Source organism: Bacillus sp. FSL W8-0770 (assembly GCF_038008705.1).
Classification (GTDB): domain Bacteria; phylum Bacillota; class Bacilli; order Bacillales; family Bacillaceae_G; genus Bacillus_A; species Bacillus_A cereus.
The window spans coordinates 173,836-194,150 of sequence record NZ_JBBOZR010000001.1 but is presented as its reverse complement, the minus strand read 5'-3'; the positions used below and the strand labels follow the sequence as shown (position 1 = coordinate 194,150).

Sequence of the window (20,315 nt, the reverse complement as noted above, 5' to 3'; positions counted from 1 at the left end):
TATAATTAAGACATAAGCAGGGCAACAACAATTCGAAAAGGAGCGGATACGCATGATGAACAATATGAAATCAAATAAACTTTTAAATACAATGGGCATGGTGCTATCCGCACTTGTCGATGCAAAAGCTGTTGCAACTACATTAAACAAATAAGGAGAGTTTATAATGAACAACATTACTTTCAACAAATCAGACTTTATCGGACTTGCAAGTGGAGCCACTCTTCTTACGGCTTTCATTTATACACTTGCTCAAGGTCTTGTTTAACACTTTGTTTCCCCAACCCCCTTTATATATAGAAAAAGCTGCTCGTCTTATAGACAAGCAGCTTTTTAGTTTGTTTCATATACAATTTGACCTGTTTTCGTAATATCATATCCGCCAATCGCATTTAATTCATTATGAAATTCTTCCGATTGCAGAATGTCTTTCACAACTTCAATCAACTCTTCATTTTCTTTATTCTTCAAAATTACTAAATCATACTGTTCTTTCATGATTGGAATAAAGTCCACATTTACAATTTGCGAAAACTTTTCTGAACCTACTCCTACATCAGCTTTTCCATTTGCAACTTGCGTGGCAACACCAAGATGATTCGATTCTTCCCATTCATATCCACTAATATCAGCTTTATTTAATTTTTGGATTCGTAATTGTTCATCGACTAACACTCTAATACCAGAACCCTTTTCTCGATTCACAAACTTTATAGTGGACCCGGATATGTCAGCCCATGCCTTTATTCTCTTCGGATTTCCTTTTCGGACATAAAATCCTACATTTCTGGACAATAAATTAATCATAATGCATGGCTGTCCTACTAAAATGCGTTTTACGTAAGGAACATTATATGTACCAGTTTCACCATCAAACAAATGCAAACTAACGATACTTCCTTCTCCTTGATACATTTTCACTAAACTCGTTAAGCTACCTTGATACGCCCTTAAAACATTAGAACTTGGCAAACGATTTTCTATACGTTTAGCTAACATATCTAACGTTAGTTCTTGACCACTAATAATACACGTGTTCAAGATACTACTACCATCGTTTTTTACAGGAGTAACTTGTACCTTTCCTGTTTTCATTTGTTTTATATATTGATCTAAATCTGTTGCATCAATGCGCATCTGTCTACCAACTCTATAAGAAGGAAGTTCTCCTTTTTTAATTAAGTCGTATACAGTTAATTTTGATACTTTTAATCGCTTTGCTACTTCTTCCGTTGTGTAGGAATGATGATCCATAGACGATTCCTCACTTTCTCCTTTCATTGTAACAAAGAAAAGAATATTTCTCCTATTTTTTAAAAATAGATATATGTTCAAATTACATTCAATTATAACTAGTTATATTTAGATATAATTAGTTATAATTAGATGTATCAAAACGAAAGGGGATTTTTTTATGAATAAATTTACATTACGTTCCATCGGGGCACTTATACTTTCTTTCCTTCTTATATTTAGTGCTGCTTGTACAAGTGGGGAAAAGCATACAAAGTCAGCTGCTAAAGAGGATAAAACAGTTGAACTGACTATCTCAGCTGCTGCAAGCTTACAAGATGCATTAAAAGAAATCGAAAAACAATATAAAGAAAAAGAGCCAAATATCAAACTTTCTTTTAACTTCGGTGCTTCTGGAGCACTTCAACAACAAATTGAACAAGGTGCACCTGCTGATTTATTCTTCTCTGCAGCAGAAGATAAATTCCAAACCCTTGTAAAAAAAGGATTCATTAGTGAAAAAGAAGGGAAAAATCTTCTTGGAAATGAACTAGTTCTAGTCATCCCTAAAGATAGTTCACTTACAAAATTTCAAAATTTAAAAGATGAGAAAATCAAAAAAATTGCACTTGGTACACCTGAATCTGTACCTGCTGGCAAATATGCAAAGGCTTCTCTAACACACGAAAACCTTTGGAATGATGTTCAAAATAAAGTCGTATTTACAAAAGATGTTCGCCAAGTGTTAACATATGTAGAAACAGGGAATGTCGATGCTGGCATCGTATACAAAACAGATGCTCTCATTTCGGATAAAGTAAAGATTGGTGAGACAGCAGCAGCTACTTCTCATGAGCCAATCCACTATCCTTTAGGTGTTATAAAGGAATCTAAACATAAGAAAGAGGCGACTTCATTTTATGAGTATTTGCAGTCAAAAGATGCACAATCTATCTTTAAGAAATATGGATTTACAGTTCTGTCGTAATTACTATGAGCATTGATGCTATTTTATCGCCTGTCTTTCTATCTTTAAGAGTAGCTGCGTGCGCCACTATTCTCGTTACAATTTTAGGGACAATTGTCGGGCGAGCACTAGCTCGCTCCTCATGGCGATATAAAGTACTATTAGAAACCATATTTTTATTACCAATGGTACTTCCACCAACTGTTATCGGCTTCTTTCTCATTATCATCTTTGGAAACAACAGCCCGATCGGAAAGTGGGTTGAATCATTATTTCAGCAGTCTATTATGTTCACATCTACTGCTGCGATTATCGCTTCTACAGTTGTTGCATTTCCGCTTATGTACCAATCAGCGAAAACGGGATTTTCTATCGCAAATGTACAAATTGAAGAAAGTGCTCGTGACCTTGGCGCAAGTGAATATCAAGTTTTTCTGCACGTTACACTTCCACTCGCATTTCCTGCCTTACTAAGCGGGATGATTTTGAGCTTTGTCCGCGCGCTCGGTGAGTTTGGTGCTACACTCATGTTTGCCGGGAACATTCCTGGTAAAACACAGACAATCCCAACTGCAATTTACATGGCTATTGATGCAAGTAATATGCAACTCGCCTGGACACTTGTAGTTATTACTATCGGTATGTCACTCGTATTTCTACTATGTATTCAACTTATTAATAAAAGAATCACTAACTCTTAAAGCAGCTTTTGTCGAAGCTGCTTCTTTATTTCTTAGGAAATAAAATATACCAATGGGAAATAACTGAATTTTACCTCTTATTTAAATATACATTTTATTTGAATTCACTTTCTAAAATAGGCAATTTCCTGTTATTATATGGAGGTGTTTCAAAAAATGAAGAAATGAAAACGCATTTATATTGTGAATTCTTCATCCTGTTTTAGCGATCGGTAATCTTCTACTCTATTAGTGGGGCATTACCGATCGTTAGAACGATATGTAACTATATTGGTATAGCAAACCGAAGGGAGTCTTGTAATGGACATTTTATTAGCGCTTCTTCCTGCAATTGCATGGGGAAACATCTTATTAGTAAGCGTAAAAATGGGCGGTGGTGCATATAGCCAAACGGTAGGTATGACAATCGGTGCTCTATTCTTCGCAACAATTATGTATGTATTTACTCAACCAGCTTTAACAATGACAATCTTAATTGTTGGTTTTATTTCAGGTTTATTCTGGGCTTTAGGACAAGTAAACCAATTAAAAACAGTTGAAAAACTAGGTGTTTCAACTACTGTAACGATTTCTACTGGTATGCAACTTGTTGCAACTTCTATCTTTGGGGTTATCGCTTTCCGTGAGTGGACTACTACTACAACGATCATTCTGGGAACGATTGCAATCCTATTAATTGTAGTTGGTGTTGTATTCACATCATTAGATGATAAAGAAAATGCTCAGCCACCTGGACAATTAAAAAAAGGACTTCTTACTTTAATTGTTTCTACTTTCGGCTATCTTGTATATGTAATTATTATTCGTTGGTATAATATTGATGGTTGGTCTGCTATTTTACCACAAGCAGTTGGTATGTTTGTTGGTGCGGTTGTACTGACGTCTAAACATAAACCATTTAACAAATATGCAATCCGTAATGCTTTGTCTGGTTTACTATGGGGAACTGGAAACTTATTCTTACTTCTTTCATTACCACGTGTTGGAGTAGCAACAAGCTTCCCATTATCTCAAACTGGAATCGTTATCTCAACATTTGGTGCGATTGTCTTCTTAGGTGAAAAGAAAACAAAACGTCAATTGATCTTTATTGCACTAGGTAGTGTTTTAATTATCGGCGGCGCTGTATTACTTGGTATGACAAAAGCATAATCTTATATTCTATTAGTAAACCCCTGAAGCATATATGCTTCAGGGGTTTTTCAATTCTAATTATTTTCTAGATATAATTATTTGTATGTTCTTGCCCCCTATAATTGCTCTTCCACTCTAGCAAACCAGCTACACATATAAAGAGATTAATAACAGTTAATATTAGCATGAATTTCCGCCTTCTCATTATCCATTCCATCTACGGTAAGTCTTTTCTTTTTACAACATTCTCTTAAAGATGATATCGTTTTTATAACATATCTCTACTAGAAAGGAATAAAGAATATGCTAACTAAACATCGAATTTTATTTATTGGTGCCGGTCGTATGGCAGAAGCTATATTTTCCGGATTACTTAAAACAAGCAAAGAGTACATCGAAGAAATTATCGTCTCTAATCGAAGCAACGTAGAAAAGCTAAAACAGTTACAACATCGATATAATGTGTCTACTGCAACAGATTGGAAACAGCATGTTACATCTGTTGATACGGTTGTTTTAGCAATGCCACCTTCTGCTCATGAAGAGTTATTAGCTGAGCTATCTCCGTTAATATCAAATCAACTAGTCGTAACAGTCGCAGCCGGCATTGGACCATCTTATTTAGAAGCTAGACTCCCAAAGGGCACGCCTGTTGCTTGGATTATGCCTAATACAGCTGCTGAAATTGGAAAATCTATCTCCTTATATACAATGGGACAATCAGTAAATGAGATGCATCAAGAAACCCTGCAACTGCTTTTAAAAGGTATTGGTACTTCGCAACTTTGTACTGAGGAAGAAGTTCATCAGCTTACTGCAGTTACTGGAAGTGCACCAGCCTTCCTTTATTACTTTGCTGAAAGCTTAATTGAAACAACAAAAAGTTATGGAGTCGATGAAGAAACCGCAAAACATCTTGTCATTCAAATGATTTCTGGCTCTGCTTCTATGCTCGAACAAACGCAAAATCCAGCTAACCTCCGCGAACAAGTAACAACGCCAGGTGGTTCCACAGCTGAGGGTCTCAAAACTTTATACGAATATAATTTTTCAGAGGCAATTCAAAAAGCAGTAGAAGCAACAAACAAAAAAGCTAAGGGGAAATAATATGATTTTAACAAGTTTAAAAGACTATACAACATTACATAACGGTGTAAAAATGCCTTGGTTTGGTTTAGGTGTTTTTAAAGTAGAAGATGGTTCAGAAGTAATTGATTCTGTAAAAGCAGCAATTAAAAATGGCTACCGCAGCATCGATACTGCAGCAATCTATCAAAATGAAGAAGGCGTTGGACAAGCGATTCGTGAATCCGGTGTTTCACGCGAAGAATTATTTATTACCTCAAAAGTATGGAATAGCGATCAAGGATATGAAACAACACTTCAAGCATTTGAAACTACATTAGAGAAATTAGGTCTAGAATATTTAGATTTATATTTAGTACATTGGCCTGTAAAAGGGAAATATACCGAATCATGGAAAGCATTAGAAAAACTTTATAAAGATGGCCGTGTTCGCGCTATCGGTGTGAGTAATTTCCACATTCACCACTTACAAGACGTATTTGAAATTGCTGAAATTAAGCCAATGGTCAACCAAGTGGAATACCACCCACGTTTAGCACAAGAAGAGTTACATGCATTCTGTAAAGAACATAATATTCAGCTTGAAGCTTGGTCACCATTAATGCAAGGACAACTACTAGATAATCCAACGTTACAAGAAATTGCGACAAAATATAATAAATCAACTGCGCAAATTATTTTACGCTGGGATTTACAAAACGAAGTTGTAACAATTCCCAAATCAATTAAAGAACATCGCATTATTGAAAATGCAAACATCTTCGACTTTGAATTAGGTGCTGATGATATGAAAGCAATTCAAGCTTTAAATGAAGATCGTCGCGTTGGTCCAGATCCAGATAACTTTAACTTCTAGTAGAAAAACCACTGCCCTATGCAGTGGTTTTTCCGTTTAAGAAAACTGAAAATTTAAACTATATTTCATTTAGTTGACACTTCATTATTCAAGGTGTAAGATTTTGAATTATCAAAGAAACACAAAAATTAATAAAATTTATTCGTTTACTCATTGTATCAAGAGAGGTGGAGGGACTGGCCCTTTGAAACCTCGGCAACAGGTTCATTTTGAATACTGTGCCACTTCCTGCAAGCTTTATGCTTGAAAGATAGAATGAGGGACTTCGTTTATATACGGGTGCATAACTTGTACGTAAAAATCCCTCTTTCTCAATATGAAAAGAGGGATTTTTTATTTTTCATTTCCCTCATCATCATCCAAACTTAATTATTTAGGAGGAAAATCAAATGAAAAAGAAGTTTGTACCCGGTATTGCATCAGTTGTAGGAGTAAGTATTTTATTAACTGGTTGCGGTAGTTATAAAAACGAAGCAAGCGGAGCAAATGCAAAAGACGAGGCACCTAGTAAACAGGTTTTAAACTTATCTTCACCTACTGAAATACGAACAATGGATACGGCTCGTGCTACAGATACTGATTCTGGTCAAGTAATGAGAAACGTATTTGAAGGTTTGTATAATCTTGGTGAAGGTAACAAACCTGTTCCTGGTGTTGCAAAATCTCATGAAGTAAGTGGCGATAAAACGAAATACACATTCCATTTACGAGATTCAAAATGGTCAAACGGCACTCCTGTTACAGCTAAAGATTTTGTGTTCGCTTGGCAAAGAGCCGTAGATCCAGCAACAGCCTCTGAATATGCATTTCTATTCTTTGATATTAAAAACGCAACAAGAATTAACAACAAAGAACTTCCAGCCGACCAACTTGGTGTAAAAGCAGTTGATGACCATACGTTTGAGGTAGAATTGGAGCGTCCTGTTCCGTATTTTATTAGCTTAACAGCGTTCCCAACATTTCTACCAATTAACGAGGAATTCTTTAAAGCACAAGGTGATAAGTATGCTTTAGAAGATAATACAATCTTGTACAACGGAGCTTTTACACTAAGCGATTGGAAGCACGAACAAAGCTTTAAATTCAAGAAAAACCCTACCTATTGGGATAAAGATACTGTCAAACTAGAAGAAATCAATTTTAACGTCGTAAAAGAAAAATCAACAGAAGTAAATTTATTCGAGTCAAAACAATTAGATCGTATAAAACTAACATCTGACTTCGTCGATAAATATAAAAAGGATGCTAACTTTAAAGAACGTCCAAACGTAGGCGTACAATTTTTACGTATGAATCAACAAAACAAAGTGCTTCAAAACGTTTCTGCACGCCAAGCAATTGATCAAACAATTGATAGAAAATCCTTTGTAAATACGTTATTAAATGATGGATCTACACCAACATTTGGTCTCGTTCCAAAAAACTTTGCAAAAGGACCTGAAGGAAAAGACTTCCGTACTGCAAATGGCGATTTAACAAAAGTTGATACAAAATCTGCACAAGAGTTATGGAAAAAAGCTAAACAAGAGCTTGGTTCTGAAAAGATAACATTAGAATTATTAACGAGTGATGCTGACCTTGATAAGAAAACTGGTGAATTCTTAAAAGGACAACTAGAAAAGAATCTAGATGGATTAACAGTAAATATAAAACCGCAACCGCGTAAGCAACAAGTTTCGCTTTTATTAAAAGGTGACTACGAAATCGGAATTGATGGCTGGAGCCCTGACTTTGCGGATCCAATTACATTCCTTGAGCTATTTACAACGAATAACCCTTATAACTTAGATCATTACTCTAATAAGGAATTCGATGAAACAATAGCAAAAGTGAAAACAACTTTAGCTGGTGATGAAAAAGCTCGCTGGGAAGCATTACTAGCATCCGAGAAAATATTATTTAAAGACTCTGTTATCGCTCCTCTTTACCAAAAAGGCGAATCTTATTTAGAACGTTCTTATGTGAAAGGAGTTGTGCAAGTAGACTTTGCAGGGCAATTAAACTTCAAGTGGGCAAAAATTGAAAAATAAAGTGAAACTTTAATAAGTGGGGGTTTCTTCATCCCCACTTATTATTAGCCCACACCAATTGTTTTTTTAGCAAAATATATTAAAAATAGGTTCTCTCACACATGAGAATCCGCTTTTTCAATATATTATTCTAAGAAATTAACAATCTATTTTTATTATTGACATATAGTTCTTTCCAGTGTTAATATTCTAAATAATCAAAGAAACGAAATATTTCACCATCAAAATATAATGTCTACTACGTTGAAACATATAACGATAGATTATAGATCAACATGTATATACATATAGAACACCTGATTACCTATAAACAAATATTTATAATAGGTTTTATCTCCTTCTATAGCTACTTCAGACATGGACATTATGACGTTACGAACAACACATTTAGGGAGGAACGAACAATGAAGAAAAAAGTTATACCTGTTGTTGCATCTGTTTTAGGGGCAAGTCTATTACTAACTGCTTGCGGGGGAAATAAAGATAATGCAAGCGGAGCGAAAGCAAACGATAAAGCACCTGATAAACAGGCAATTAACTTATCATTCGCTTCAGAAATTCCAACAATGGATGTTGCAAAAGCAACGGATGGGGAATCCATGAACGTAATGCGCAATGTTTTTGAAGGGTTATATGCAATGGGAGAAGATAATAAACCGGTTCCTGGTGTCGCTGAGTCGGTTGACATTAGTCCCGATAAAACAAAATATACATTCCATCTGCGTGATTCAAAATGGTCAAACGGTACTCCTGTTACAGCAAAGGACTTTGCCTTCGCTTGGCAACGTGCCGTAAATCCTGATACAGCAGCTGAATACGCATTCTTATTCTTCGATATAAAGAATGCGAAACAAATAAACCAAAAACAATTGCCAATTGATCAACTAGGGGTCAAAGCTGTTGATGACAACACGTTAGAAGTACAACTAGACCGTCCTGTTCCCTACTTCTTAAGCTTAACGACATTCTCAACATTCTTACCAATTAATGAAGAGTACTTAAAGTCTCAAGGCGATAAATATGGTTTAGAAACAAATCATTTAATTTACAACGGTGCTTTCACATTAGAGAACTGGAAACATGAACAAAGCTTCCAATTGAAGAAAAACCTTAACTATTGGGATGCTAAAACGGTAAAACTAGAAGAAATCAACTTCAATGTCGTTAAAGATAAGTCTACAGAAGTGAACTTATATGATTCAGGACAAATTGATCGTGTTGCTTTAACTGCAGAGTTTGTTGATAAATATAAGAGCGATCCAAACTTCAAAGAACGCGCTGAAGTCAGCATTCAATTCTTACGACTAAATCAGAAAAATGAAACATTAAAAAATCAACATGCACGCCTTGCTATTAACGGCGCAATGAATAAAAAAGCTTACGTAGAAACAATCTTAAATAACGGCGCTGTTCCAGCTGAAGGAATGGTTCCTGCGAAATTCGCAAAGAGCCCGGAAGGCAACGACTTCCGTAAAGAAAATGGAAATCTAGTCAAGGATGATGTGAAAACAGCGAAAGAAAACTGGAAAAAAGCAAAACAAGAACTTGGTACTGACAAAGTAACAATCGAACTATTAACAAGTGACAATGCTTTAGCTAAAAAGACTGGTGAATATTTAAAAGGTGAATTAGAAAAGAACTTAGACGGATTAACAGTGAATTTAAAACCACAACCACGTAAACAACAGCTAAAACTACTATTAAGTGGTGACTATGAAATTGGTATTGACGGCTGGGGCCCTGACTTCGCTGATCCAATTACATTCTTAGATCTATTTACAACAGATAGTGCTTATAACTTCGATAAATACTCTAACAAAGAGTACGATGAGCTAATTCATAAAGTGAAAACAGATTTAGCTGGCGATGAAAAAGCACGCTTTGAAGCAATGAAGCAAGCTGAAAAAATTCTATTACAAGACGGCGCTGTCGCTCCTTTATACCAACAAGGTCGTTCTTACTTACAACGCTCTTTCATTAAAGGACTTGTAACAACTGACTTCGGTGGTGAGTTTAACTACAAGTGGACAGAAGTTGCAAAGTAACAAAAGTAAAAGGTATCCCATGAAGGATACCTTTTTACTTTTATACAACTTTAACTACAGAGCTTCCTCTTCCCTTTGCCATTCCTTTTATAGCTAAAATCATACCTGCTACTAATTGTATAACCAATACAATAACTAATAATGAAATAATATTTCTTTCTAAACTAACTCCTCCAAATATTATTGTATAATAGCCATTTCCTGCATATATTGCAGGAAATAATTCACCGATTGTTTGATATGTTTTAGAAAGCATTTCATGTGGTACAATTACACCCAAACTTACAAGTTGTAACGATAGTGAGATGATATTGAAAATCATACCTGCATCTCCAAAAACAGTTACAACCATTTGTGTTAATGAAAGAAAGGCGAAGAAGACTATTGTCAATAATCCTCTTTTCCTTCTTTTTGCATTGAACCAAAACTCATCATAAATATAAACACAAACATCAAATATGTTCTCCACGTCAAAGAAGGTATATGCCCTGACCAAAGATAGCTAACTAAATAATTAATTCCCATAATACAAGACGATATTACTAAACTAATACTTATTAGTTTTACATATTTGAGCATATCTTTTCTCCTTGTTTTTTATTTTTCTACTTCTTCAAATTGTAGATTCACTGGCTCTTCTAAAAGTGTTTCATAAAAGTTCTCTGCCAAATCTGTTGAAGGAATTTTTTCATCTACTTCATCAAATCGAATACTATCTAGCCACACACAACCTTCTCCTGATAATAAAACACCAAATGCAATACCAAGTGCTTCTTCTTTTATATCTAATACAACCGAGTACGATTGCCAGTTATTCGTATTTTTAATGGGGCGATTTTGCATATTATCCATAGCGAGCGGTTCTGTATCTTTTCCATCTACTCGCATCCACAATCCTGCCCAATCTCTTACATTTTCACTCTTAATAAATGCTGTAAAACGTAATCTCTTTCCTACATATTTATCCGCTCGGAACATTTGCATTAATGTTGAAAATCCTCCGTGCGTAACATTCTCTTTTGCTTTTATGTATGCAGATACTTTCCCCTGATGGACAACTTCATAATCTAAACCCATCTCATATTCAGCAGGATGACTTCCACTTAAGATCCATCCTTTCGGTATACCTTTTTGCATTGAAACACCCTCTCTTTCTATATAAAATGACTGAAAGTACTTTCGATATTTCTTTGGTGGCAATTGAAACATTCTTTTAAAAGCTCTCGTAAATGCCTCTTGTGAGGAAAAACCGTATTGCACTGCAATATCAATAACAGCTCTCTCCGTTGACACTAAAACTTGCGCAGCATGAGTTAACCTTCTCTTTCGAATATAATCTGTTACACTCATCCCAACATATCTTTGAAAGATGCGATGAAAATGGTACATCGATACTGCACTGTGAGATGCCACTCTTTCTGTTGTAAGCTCCTCATGTAAGTGATTCTCTATATATTCAATTGATTTTTTTATTATCTCTTTATATTCTTCATGCATTTTAGCCCCTCCTCACAACTTCAATTTACCATATACATACAAATCTTTTTTGATTTAAATTGCGGATTAGCCCTTGCAACTACAGAATAATAATTTATTTTCAACACATACATAATTACATGTTTTTGGGAAAAACTTGTATAGAACGAATTTACATAAGGAGGAATTTATAATGAGAATTCTACTATCAGTTTTATTAGCTCTTATGCTAGTACCTGCATTAACAGGATGTAAAGCTCCTGCAAAAGAAGACACAACTTCTAATAAAAAGACGACTGAAGAAGCAAAAAATGAGGCTCCTGCAGATTTAAAACTAAACTTCAATGAATTCGATTTAAAGGCAGACTACCAAGATACAAAGAAAGACTACGAAGCAGACTATAAAAATGTAGCAGCTGATAAGAAAATGGAAGCAAAAATTGAAGATCATAAAGCAGATGTAAAATTAACAGGAGACGAGGCTATCACAAAATTAAGCCCACTCTTACAAGAATTAAAATTTGATAAAAATACTGCTGACCAAGAAGTAATCGATCAAGTAGTGAACGTGTTCAAACTTGATAAAGACTATCAAAAATTTGATTTAGAAGTTGTCTTCTCTGATGGAACGAAAAAAGAATACAAAAGAGAAATAAAATAAAGAAGTAGGCGGTAGTAAGAAGAAAAAATAACCTTGCACAGGCAAGGTTATTTTTTCATTTCTGCTTGAAAACGTTTATAGTATGTTGATGCTGTTGCAAAATTAATTTCTATATCACGAATCAACGATGAATCTTCTTCTTTAGCTAACTTCTGTAATTTTTTCATTGCTTGCTCCGATTCATTCAAGAAACCAACATATACTTCATGTTCTTGCTCTTTCGACTTCGGCACACGAATTTCTTTACGTATATGATCAATATCTTCTAACATGCTCGTTGTTACCTTTTGCACATCTTCTTTATATGTAGCAGTCGTTATTTCCTTACCGCCCTTTTCTTTTGCTACTTCAAATAACTGCAGTGCTTTATTAATTTCTTTATTCATTTTCATATCGTATTTTTCATGTACTGCACGGTATTCTTTCATCTCTTCTGTTTGTTCTGTAGATTGCTCTACCTTTTCTTTCGGTTCTTTCGTATCTTTATTTCCATTACATCCTGCTAGAAGGAGCATTCCTCCCATTACGGCAATACCCAAAACCTTCTTCATCTCTTCTTCTCCTTTTATCTACAACTATTACTCATTATAGTTTCTTTTATCTCCACTTGTTATTATACCGAGAACATCCTACTTTTTACACTTAAGACGACACCGTAATATATATACCAACATGTTTGTCACAGTATCGTCACTTTATACAAATAATTTTTGCAATGCTTTACTACATCACCTTACAAAACTGTATGAGGTATTTCAAAGAAATGAAAAAAGAACTGATTCAAACATTCCCTTTGAATCAGTTCTTTTTTGTTAAGCCTCTAGATTTTGTTTTTGTTGCAGTTCAAACTGTTTCTCACTTCTTCTGGCCATAAATAGATAACATAACACTGCTCCTACTTCACAAAGCGCAATAACAATACCCATCGGTAATGCTGTATTACTTCCACCGATACCTACTAGCGGAGCAACAAGAGCTCCTGAAATAAACTGTAATAAACCTAATAAAGCTGATGCTGTTCCTGCAGCTTGTTTCTGATTTCTCATCGCTAATGAGAACCCAGTTGTTGATACAACCCCGACACTTGATACAACAAGGAATAACGAACATAAAACACCAATTAAACCTATTCCTAGTACGATTGTCAGTAGTAAAGATAGACCACCAACAGCTGCGATAATAATACCCGCAACAAATAATGTCTTCTCATTCACTTTCCCCGCTAAACGACCCGTTACCTGACTAGCAATAATAATACCGATGCCGTTAATCGCAAAGAATAAACTAAATTGCTGTGGTGATGCTCCGTATATGTTCTGCAACACAAATGGTGAGCCCGAAATGTATGCAAACATTGCCGCTGTTACTAATCCTTGTGACAATGCATATCCCATAAACAGACGGTCCTTTAACAATTTTCCGTACGTCGCCAAAGTCCCTGACAAACCACCCGTTTCTCTTTCTTCAGGAGGTAATGTTTCACGTAATACAAAAGTAGCTGAGATTAACATGAATACGCTAATTGCTCCAAGAACGATGAAAACACCGCGCCACGTTGTAAACTGTAACAATTGCCCCCCAATAATCGGTGCCAAAATAGGTGCTGCTCCGTTTACTAACATAAGCAGTGAGAAAAACTTCGTCATTTCAGAACCTGAGTACATATCTCTTACCATCGCACGTGATATAACAATCCCGGCTGATCCTGAAGCTCCTTGTAGGAAGCGCAATAATACTAATGTCCAAATAGATGGCGCAACAGCACAAAGTAAAGAAGAAGCAACATAAATAATAAGAGCAATAATAAGTGGTTTGCGTCTTCCGTAAATATCACTAATTGAGCCAACAAATAATTGCCCTACTGAAAGCCCAAGTAAACAAGCTGTTAATGTAAGCTGCGCTAGGGATGCACCTGTTTGCAAGTCATCCGTTAACTTCGGTAATGAAGGCAAATACATATCAATAGATAATGGCCCAATTGCCGTAAGTGTCCCTAATACAAGAATCATCCACAACCTGTTTGCCTTTACAGGTTTATATATTTCGTGATTAACTTCATTCACTTTTTCAATTCACCCTTTCCTATACACACTGAATCGTAACAATTATAGTTACATCATAAACATACGTCAAGTACAGTGCATTTTCCTCTTTCATAATGTAAAAAAAGCGATAGAAATTCTACCGCTTTACTTTTTCACATTGCTATTCGTAAATTTAGATACCGAGGCCATCGTCTCTCCCGTATCTAAATATGTAATTTGAATTGGATCTCCTACTTCTGTAAACATAGCATATGGAAATTTCTTCACTGGTATCATAAATACCTTTTGTTCATTCTCTAAAAGTACGTACACGATTGTATTTTCACCAGATTTTTCTTTATATACACGTTGTACAATACCTTCTTTTTGCGCTTCTTTTCCTGTTGAGGTTGGTCTAAATGTATCACCATTACCGCTCATTACGTTTTTATAATTCTCAAGCGCTTCTTTCTGCGAAGAACCTGTCGCAAATATTTTTGCATTAGCAGCATATACAACTGTATGCGCACGTACTAGGCCTCCGTCATCAACAACCGGAATAATCCAAGCTGGTTTACCGTATACGTTATAAATGACAGGCATTGTCCCATGCCATTTCTCTCTCTTAAAGGAATTATCCACTACTTCTGTAGCTGCTGAACCATCCATAATCCCCTTTACTTCTTTTCCATTATAATAATATAGCTTGCCTGTGCGTGCATCTACTAATGAATAGCCTAGAGCTGAATCTACTCCTTCTTTTGGAGAAGTAAAGTCTGTAAAATAATACAGTGTTCCATCTTTACCAAAAATCGGGGTCACGCCTTCTTTCGTTCCCCACTCAGTCGGAATTTTCATATCTGTTTGTGAAAATTTCGTATTCCAAAATCCGTGAATATATTTACCAAAGTACGTATTTAACGTAGATGCAGTCTCATGATTTAATACACCATCAACAAATTTAGGTGCCTTTCCTTTATCATATCTTTTCACTTCACCTGTTTGTGCATCTACTACGACAACACCTTCTACCTCAAATCCAGATCTTCCTGAAATAAATTCACCATACGTCATTGTATAATATGGTTTTCCTTTATCATCAACCTCAAATTTAGGTTTTCCTTTAAAGATTAAATTTGGTTCTGCTTGCCTTACCACACGCTCTAAATTATTACCAAAAAACATGCTTGGCACATATTTCATTTTATAACCGAGGTGCAGTTTCGCTTCCGCATCAGGATTCGTACCTGACATCGTTACATACCCTGGAATTGTCTCAGCTTTACGTGCTTTAAAAAAACCTGAAACTTCAATCGGCGCTACATATAAAGCTTCGCCGTTTACCATTTGTGGCGTTAATTCTCCTAGCTCAAAATAAGCTACTTTTGGAATATCACCAAATACTTTTTTCATCTTATTCTCCGCTGTCTTTGGCGGCACTGTAAACGGCTGGTCATTTTCAGTAAATGGCTCTGAAATATCTTTCTCTACCTTAACAACAGAATCATATTTCTTTTGCGAGATTACTATATCGTGCAAATAACCAAAGTAGCCGTAACTTGCGAGTAAAATAAACATTAGAAGTCCTTTTAATGTACCTTCTAATTTCCCTATTTGATCTTGTGAAAATAAAACAAGCCCAATTAAAATTGCTACTGCAACAGAATAATGAGTAAGAATCGAATCTACTCGATCATCAATTAGCCAAAAGTATTCATAGATTGCAATACCTATCCAAAATAAAACAGGAATAACTAAAATAGATGATTTCTTACCCTTTACAACCTTCTTATCTCCCTTCTTATCCACTGCTCGAAGCTTACTACTACTTCTTGTCCATGGAATCAAAAACAAAGTAAGAATAGCTAAAACTACAAATTTCATCAAAGGCACTGTCCCCTTTTCTTTTGTATTCCCTTTTAGTATAACAAATAAAGGGTATTAAGGTGAAAATAGGAATAGTTATATTTTTTTACTACTTAATACAATCCCGCTCACTACATATAAAATAGATGCAATATAAAAAATTGTACCAATTGTAAAGAAATCTACTAAATATCCCGTGGCAATAACCGCTACTGCTCCGCCAATGGATGTCCACACATGGTATTTTCCAATCTCATAACCAGCCTTTTCCTGCGCAACCTTTCGTGCTAACGAAGTCTTCTCAGTATTACGCTGCACAGCACCTAAAACGCCCATTACAATTTGAAGAATATACACATGCCAAACTTCCGTGGCAATTGGAAAGCAAAGCATTAAGATTGCCATGGACCAAGCGTATATGATTAATAATTTTTTATCCCCTACTTGATCAGATACCTTTCCCACTAGTGGATATACAAGTGCTGATGTTAAAGCAAATAAGCCATACGCCCAGCCAAATTGCGAGAAGCTATTTCCAACGTTTCGAAGCAATAATATATAAAAAGGAAATACCATACTTCCTGCCATCATGATGATACTTTGCGAAGCCACAAATCTTCTATATGTCATTTCGTATACTCCCTATAAAATAAATTCACAAATCTCTCTTCTGAATCTACTTCCTTCTTTTTCTTGAGAAATTCTTCAATGCGAGGATATGCCCTCTTTAACTGCTCTTTCGTTGGATAAGAATAATACGGCAAATAGTAACTACCATTATGCTTTAAAGTAACATCAATCATCTTTCGAATGACATCCTCTGTTTTCTTTATCTCACTCTCTGAGCGTCCCTGGTTAATCAAAAGAACCAGCGCAAACATATCATCTTTCGCATAGGACAAAACTGCATTTTCATTCTTTTCCACGTAACGAATCGTAATGTTGAGTAAATTAAACTCTTCTTCATTTAATACGTTACGTAAATCATCTATATACTCTGTGAAAGCATCTATAGGCACAAAGTATTCTTGTAACACTTCGGTCCTATTTGGATTTTCATATTCCATAAAAGCACTATCTGATCTCATAACATTATTACGCGTCTCATAATTTCCATCTGTACGTTCAAAATAACCTCTTTGTATATCCCAAAATGTATTCTTTCCCCAATCACTATAACGTGATAAACCAAGTAAAAATTTCGGTGCAGCTATAATATTTTCTTCCTTTAATTCACTGTACTCTTCTCTCATATTTTGATTTTGTGCCAAAGTATAATCTGTCACATACATCTCTTTTAAAAATGAATTTGGAGCAACAGAAATACGCGCTAAGTGCATACGAACATTCTCATCTCTTTTCACTTTCTCTTTGAAATAAGATGCGTATTCTTTATAATCTATCATTCTCGTGTGCATTTCATATAATTCATCATCTGTTAACTTCAGCGTCACATCTAAAATAACTCCAAATAAACCGTAACCCCCAATGACATATGGAAATAACTCTGCATTTTCTTCTCTACTTACATTACGTACCGTGCCATCTGCCATTAACAATCTAAATGAATCTACTGTATCAATCAGTGCCTCATGACGAATATCACGCCCGTGTACATTTACACTTAATGAACCGCCAACAGTAAAAATATTTTGAGACTGCATGACCTGTACCGCAAGGCCATAAGGATTTATTTTCTTCTGAATATCATTCCAGGTGACACCACTTTGAACTGTAATCCGCTTCTTCTCTGGATCAAATTCTAATATTTTATTATATCCTTTCATATCGAGCATCGTGCCATTCGGATAATATGTCTGTCCTCCTTGGCTATGTTGCATGCCTGCAATGGAAATTTTCTCTCCTGAAACTTTTGCATCTCGCACTAATTTTATTAACGAGTGCTCTTCCGTAGCACCTTCAACACGTTTTATTTTTGTCGGAAGCAATTTACCTACATCACTCATAATAGGATGATCAATTTGTTTTTTATACGTATGTACAGACGTTGCAAGCAAAACCGTATATGCGACAATGACCACTGCTATCTTTCTTTTTTTCAAAGGACACTCTCCTTATTAGCAACAAAAAGAGATACCCGTTCTTTCAGGTACCTCTCTTGACAGTGATTACTTTGCTGCTGGCAATTGTATTGGATCAAATTTATCATACGATGTAAACTTTGCATCCGTAATAATGTGCGCTTTATCCTCACCATTGCTACTCATAACCATATCTATCTTTGCTGATTCATATTTAAAATCTTTTGTAATAATATATTCCCCATCTATTTCTTCTATCTTTGCATTTTGGCCTTGTAGCATTTGTTTCTGCTTTTCATCCATACTAGCTAACATACTCTCTGTCTCTTGCCCTTTTAATGCAAACTTCAGCTTATAATTATCTCCACTTTTCTCCATCTTCACTTTATTTAAAATTTCCGATGGAATCTCTAAATTATCTACCATTCCTTGAGTCGCGTTCATTCCGTTAGCATTCAATTGTTCCTCTGGTACAGACATAATTTCACCCGTATTAGGATTTTTTAACTGACCAGCAATTTTGCCACCCACATCATAAACAACAACCTCTGTACCAGAAACATTCATTTCAGAACGAGAATTTTTTTTCTTCGGCTCTAGTTGCATTTTAGCCTTTATTACATTCATCTCTGTTCCTTCAGCCTTTATTCCCACATCATATGTCATCGTTACATTTTCTTCGTTTTTAAAAGCTTCATTCGCTTTATTAAAAACATCCTTCGCTGTTAATTCCTTTTCTTTCTGCACAGCTTCTTTTTTCGGTTCGTCAGTCTTTTTTGTTTTCTCATTACTACACCCTACTCCTAGACCGACTGCAAGTACTAAACTTGAAATTAAAATAAGTTTTTTCATAACGTCCCCTCCTTCCCAAAAATAATATCATCTCTTTTCCTATGAAATCTATATAATTCGTAATATTTATCTTTAAATTTATTTCCTATATAACAACATGTTTGAGAAAAAGTTTAAATATGATGTAAATAATAACAACTCATTTCAGGAGGTCATTATGAAAGCGATTATTTGTACAAAGTACGGACCACCTAATGTTCTCCAGCTTCAAAATGTAGAAAAGCCTAAACCTAAAAAAAATGAAGTATTAGTTAAAATTCACGCAACAAGTGTATCGACTGGAGATTGTAGAATACGTGGCTTTAATAGCCCACTCTTATTTTGGATTCCTATGCGGATCATATTAGGTTTCAGAAAACCGAGAAAACCTATACTTGGCGTAGAGTTATCCGGTGAAATTGAAGACATTGGAACAGATGTAACACAATTTAAAAAAGGAGATCAAGTTTTTGCATTAACAGAACTAAACCTTGGTGGTTATGCGGAATACACATGCGTGCATGAAAGTGGATTAATAGCATTAAAACCTACCAATGTGACATATGAAGAAGCTGCCGTTATTCCTTTCGGCGGAACTTCAGCATTGCACTTCCTTAGAAAAGGACAGATAAAAAAAGGGCAACGAGTACTTATATATGGCGCCTCTGGGTCAGTAGGGACAGCTGCCATACAACTTGCTAAATACTTCGGGGCGACTGTCACAGCCATTTGTAGTAGTTCGAATTTCGATTTAGTAACAACTTTAGGGGCAGACAACGTAATTGATTATATGAAAGAAGATTTTACTAAGCGGGGCGAGCACTACGATATTATATTTGATGCAGTTGGAAAATATAAAAAGTCTCTTTGTACAGATGCATTAATGCCTAATGGAAAATATGTATCTGTGAACGGAATGATGGCAAAGGTCAGTAAAGAAGATATGAACCTGCTAAAACAACTAGCTGAAACAGAAAAGCTAAAACCTGTTATTGATAGAACTTACCGATTAGAAGAAATTGCTGAAGCTCATATATATGTAGAAAAAGGACATAAAAAGGGGAACGTTTCGATTACCTTAAAGTAAAATATATTCTGAAAATATTATTGACAATTCTTTTTGTAAGATTTACTATTAGTACCATATTCAAAACTACATACACATACTCTTATCAAGAGTGGCGGAGGGACTGGCCCGATGATGCCCGGCAACCGAGCTTATGACGTATAAGCTAAGGTGCTAATTCCTGCAAAACGAGTTTTCGTTTTGGAAGATAAGAGAGGAATCTATTTCGTCTATTCGGCACCTCTCTTATTTTTGGGAGGTGCTTTTTATTTTGGAACGTATATGAAGGGGGATTTA

General features: G+C 35.4%; 20 protein-coding genes and 2 riboswitches. Of the genes, 10 read left to right on the top strand and 10 right to left on the bottom strand.

All coding sequences use genetic code 11. The features are described 5' to 3' along the window. The first annotated feature begins 166 nt into the window (after positions 1–166). On the top strand, positions 167–268 hold the full coding sequence (locus NST27_RS01110; RefSeq protein WP_001060018.1) for a DUF3948 family protein: 102 nt from the start codon (positions 167–169) through the stop codon (positions 266–268). A gap of 65 nt (positions 269–333) precedes the next feature. Here the strand turns inward: NST27_RS01110 and NST27_RS01105 are convergent, their stop codons facing one another. Further along, the gene (locus NST27_RS01105; protein WP_001987638.1) at positions 334–1,254 is read right to left on the bottom strand and encodes a substrate-binding domain-containing protein; all 921 of its coding nucleotides are present in this window, start codon (positions 1,252–1,254) and stop codon (positions 334–336) included. A 160-nt stretch (positions 1,255–1,414) separates the two neighbouring features. Between NST27_RS01105 and modA the strand changes: the two genes are divergently transcribed. The 7 genes from modA to NST27_RS01070 all read left to right on the top strand — a co-directional run bounded on the left by modA (position 1,415) and on the right by NST27_RS01070 (position 10,052). After that, positions 1,415–2,221, top strand: coding sequence for a molybdate ABC transporter substrate-binding protein (gene modA / locus NST27_RS01100; protein WP_001032230.1), 807 nt, complete (start codon positions 1,415–1,417; stop codon positions 2,219–2,221). A 5-nt stretch (positions 2,222–2,226) separates the two neighbouring features. Further along, entirely contained in the window at positions 2,227–2,901 is a 675-nt protein-coding gene (gene modB / locus NST27_RS01095) for a molybdate ABC transporter permease subunit (RefSeq protein WP_000020526.1), read from the top strand. A 300-nt stretch (positions 2,902–3,201) separates the two neighbouring features. Further along, positions 3,202–4,053, top strand: a complete 852-nt coding sequence (locus NST27_RS01090; protein ID WP_000353544.1) for a GRP family sugar transporter — start codon at positions 3,202–3,204, stop codon at positions 4,051–4,053. Positions 4,054–4,338: 285 nt separating this feature from the next. After that, complete coding sequence (gene proC / locus NST27_RS01085) at positions 4,339–5,142, top strand: pyrroline-5-carboxylate reductase (protein WP_000956277.1); 804 nt, start codon at positions 4,339–4,341, stop codon at positions 5,140–5,142. Between the two features lies 1 nt (position 5,143). Continuing rightward, a complete protein-coding gene (locus NST27_RS01080; protein ID WP_000604195.1) occupies positions 5,144–5,977 on the top strand; it encodes an aldo/keto reductase in 834 nt (277 codons plus the stop codon). A gap of 152 nt (positions 5,978–6,129) precedes the next feature. Further along, a riboswitch (SAM riboswitch) is annotated at positions 6,130–6,234 on the top strand. 132 nt (positions 6,235–6,366) lie between these two features. Beyond that, positions 6,367–8,007 carry a peptide ABC transporter substrate-binding protein gene (locus tag NST27_RS01075; RefSeq protein ID WP_000726484.1) on the top strand — a complete coding sequence of 547 codons (1,641 nt, stop codon included), beginning with the start codon at positions 6,367–6,369 and terminating at the stop codon, positions 8,005–8,007. Positions 8,008–8,411: 404 nt separating this feature from the next. Beyond that, a complete protein-coding gene (locus tag NST27_RS01070; protein WP_000730944.1) occupies positions 8,412–10,052 on the top strand; it encodes a peptide ABC transporter substrate-binding protein in 1,641 nt (546 codons plus the stop codon). 40 nt (positions 10,053–10,092) lie between these two features. Here NST27_RS01070 and NST27_RS01065 read toward each other — a convergent pair whose 3' ends face one another. From NST27_RS01065 to NST27_RS01055, 3 genes are read right to left on the bottom strand one after another with little or no spacing between them, the layout of a single operon-like run. Then, complete coding sequence (locus tag NST27_RS01065; protein WP_000156941.1) at positions 10,093–10,443, bottom strand: hypothetical protein; 351 nt, start codon at positions 10,441–10,443, stop codon at positions 10,093–10,095. Further along, positions 10,440–10,631 (bottom strand): hypothetical protein, encoded by a 192-nt coding sequence (locus tag NST27_RS01060; RefSeq protein WP_000922547.1) that lies wholly within the window; start codon positions 10,629–10,631, stop codon positions 10,440–10,442. The genes NST27_RS01065 and NST27_RS01060 overlap by 4 nt, the downstream gene beginning before the upstream one ends. A gap of 18 nt (positions 10,632–10,649) precedes the next feature. Continuing rightward, positions 10,650–11,549 carry a helix-turn-helix transcriptional regulator gene (locus NST27_RS01055; protein ID WP_000544203.1) on the bottom strand — a complete coding sequence of 300 codons (900 nt, stop codon included), beginning with the start codon at positions 11,547–11,549 and terminating at the stop codon, positions 10,650–10,652. A gap of 172 nt (positions 11,550–11,721) precedes the next feature. Here NST27_RS01055 and NST27_RS01050 point away from each other — a divergent pair, with 172 nt between their 5' ends. After that, on the top strand, positions 11,722–12,189 hold the full coding sequence (locus NST27_RS01050) for a YusW family protein (protein WP_001221553.1): 468 nt from the start codon (positions 11,722–11,724) through the stop codon (positions 12,187–12,189). A gap of 47 nt (positions 12,190–12,236) precedes the next feature. On the opposite strand, the gene NST27_RS01045 is transcribed toward NST27_RS01050, so the two are convergent. The 6 genes from NST27_RS01045 to NST27_RS01020 form a co-directional block, all read right to left on the bottom strand. Continuing rightward, positions 12,237–12,740, bottom strand: a complete 504-nt coding sequence (locus NST27_RS01045) for a hypothetical protein (protein WP_000756516.1) — start codon at positions 12,738–12,740, stop codon at positions 12,237–12,239. Positions 12,741–13,001: 261 nt separating this feature from the next. After that, positions 13,002–14,261 carry a multidrug effflux MFS transporter gene (locus tag NST27_RS01040; RefSeq protein ID WP_223153447.1) on the bottom strand — a complete coding sequence of 420 codons (1,260 nt, stop codon included), beginning with the start codon at positions 14,259–14,261 and terminating at the stop codon, positions 13,002–13,004. Between the two features lie 117 nt (positions 14,262–14,378). Next, positions 14,379–16,097, bottom strand: a complete 1,719-nt coding sequence (locus tag NST27_RS01035; RefSeq protein ID WP_000674048.1) for a DUF3981 domain-containing protein — start codon at positions 16,095–16,097, stop codon at positions 14,379–14,381. A 78-nt stretch (positions 16,098–16,175) separates the two neighbouring features. Next, positions 16,176–16,709: an MFS transporter gene (locus tag NST27_RS01030; protein ID WP_000222367.1), complete on the bottom strand. Its 534-nt coding sequence runs from the start codon at positions 16,707–16,709 to the stop codon at positions 16,176–16,178. Next, positions 16,706–18,142 carry an FAD-binding oxidoreductase gene (locus NST27_RS01025; protein WP_000746284.1) on the bottom strand — a complete coding sequence of 479 codons (1,437 nt, stop codon included), beginning with the start codon at positions 18,140–18,142 and terminating at the stop codon, positions 16,706–16,708. The genes NST27_RS01030 and NST27_RS01025 overlap by 4 nt, the downstream gene beginning before the upstream one ends. A 66-nt stretch (positions 18,143–18,208) precedes the next feature. Then, a complete protein-coding gene (locus tag NST27_RS01020) occupies positions 18,209–18,973 on the bottom strand; it encodes a DUF6612 family protein (RefSeq protein WP_000733612.1) in 765 nt (254 codons plus the stop codon). 157 nt (positions 18,974–19,130) lie between these two features. On the opposite strand from NST27_RS01020, the gene NST27_RS01015 reads away from it, so the two are divergent. Next, a complete protein-coding gene (locus NST27_RS01015) occupies positions 19,131–20,039 on the top strand; it encodes an NAD(P)-dependent alcohol dehydrogenase (protein WP_000643864.1) in 909 nt (302 codons plus the stop codon). Positions 20,040–20,118: 79 nt separating this feature from the next. Beyond that, positions 20,119–20,233, top strand: a riboswitch (SAM riboswitch). Positions 20,234–20,315: the final 82 nt, after the last annotated feature.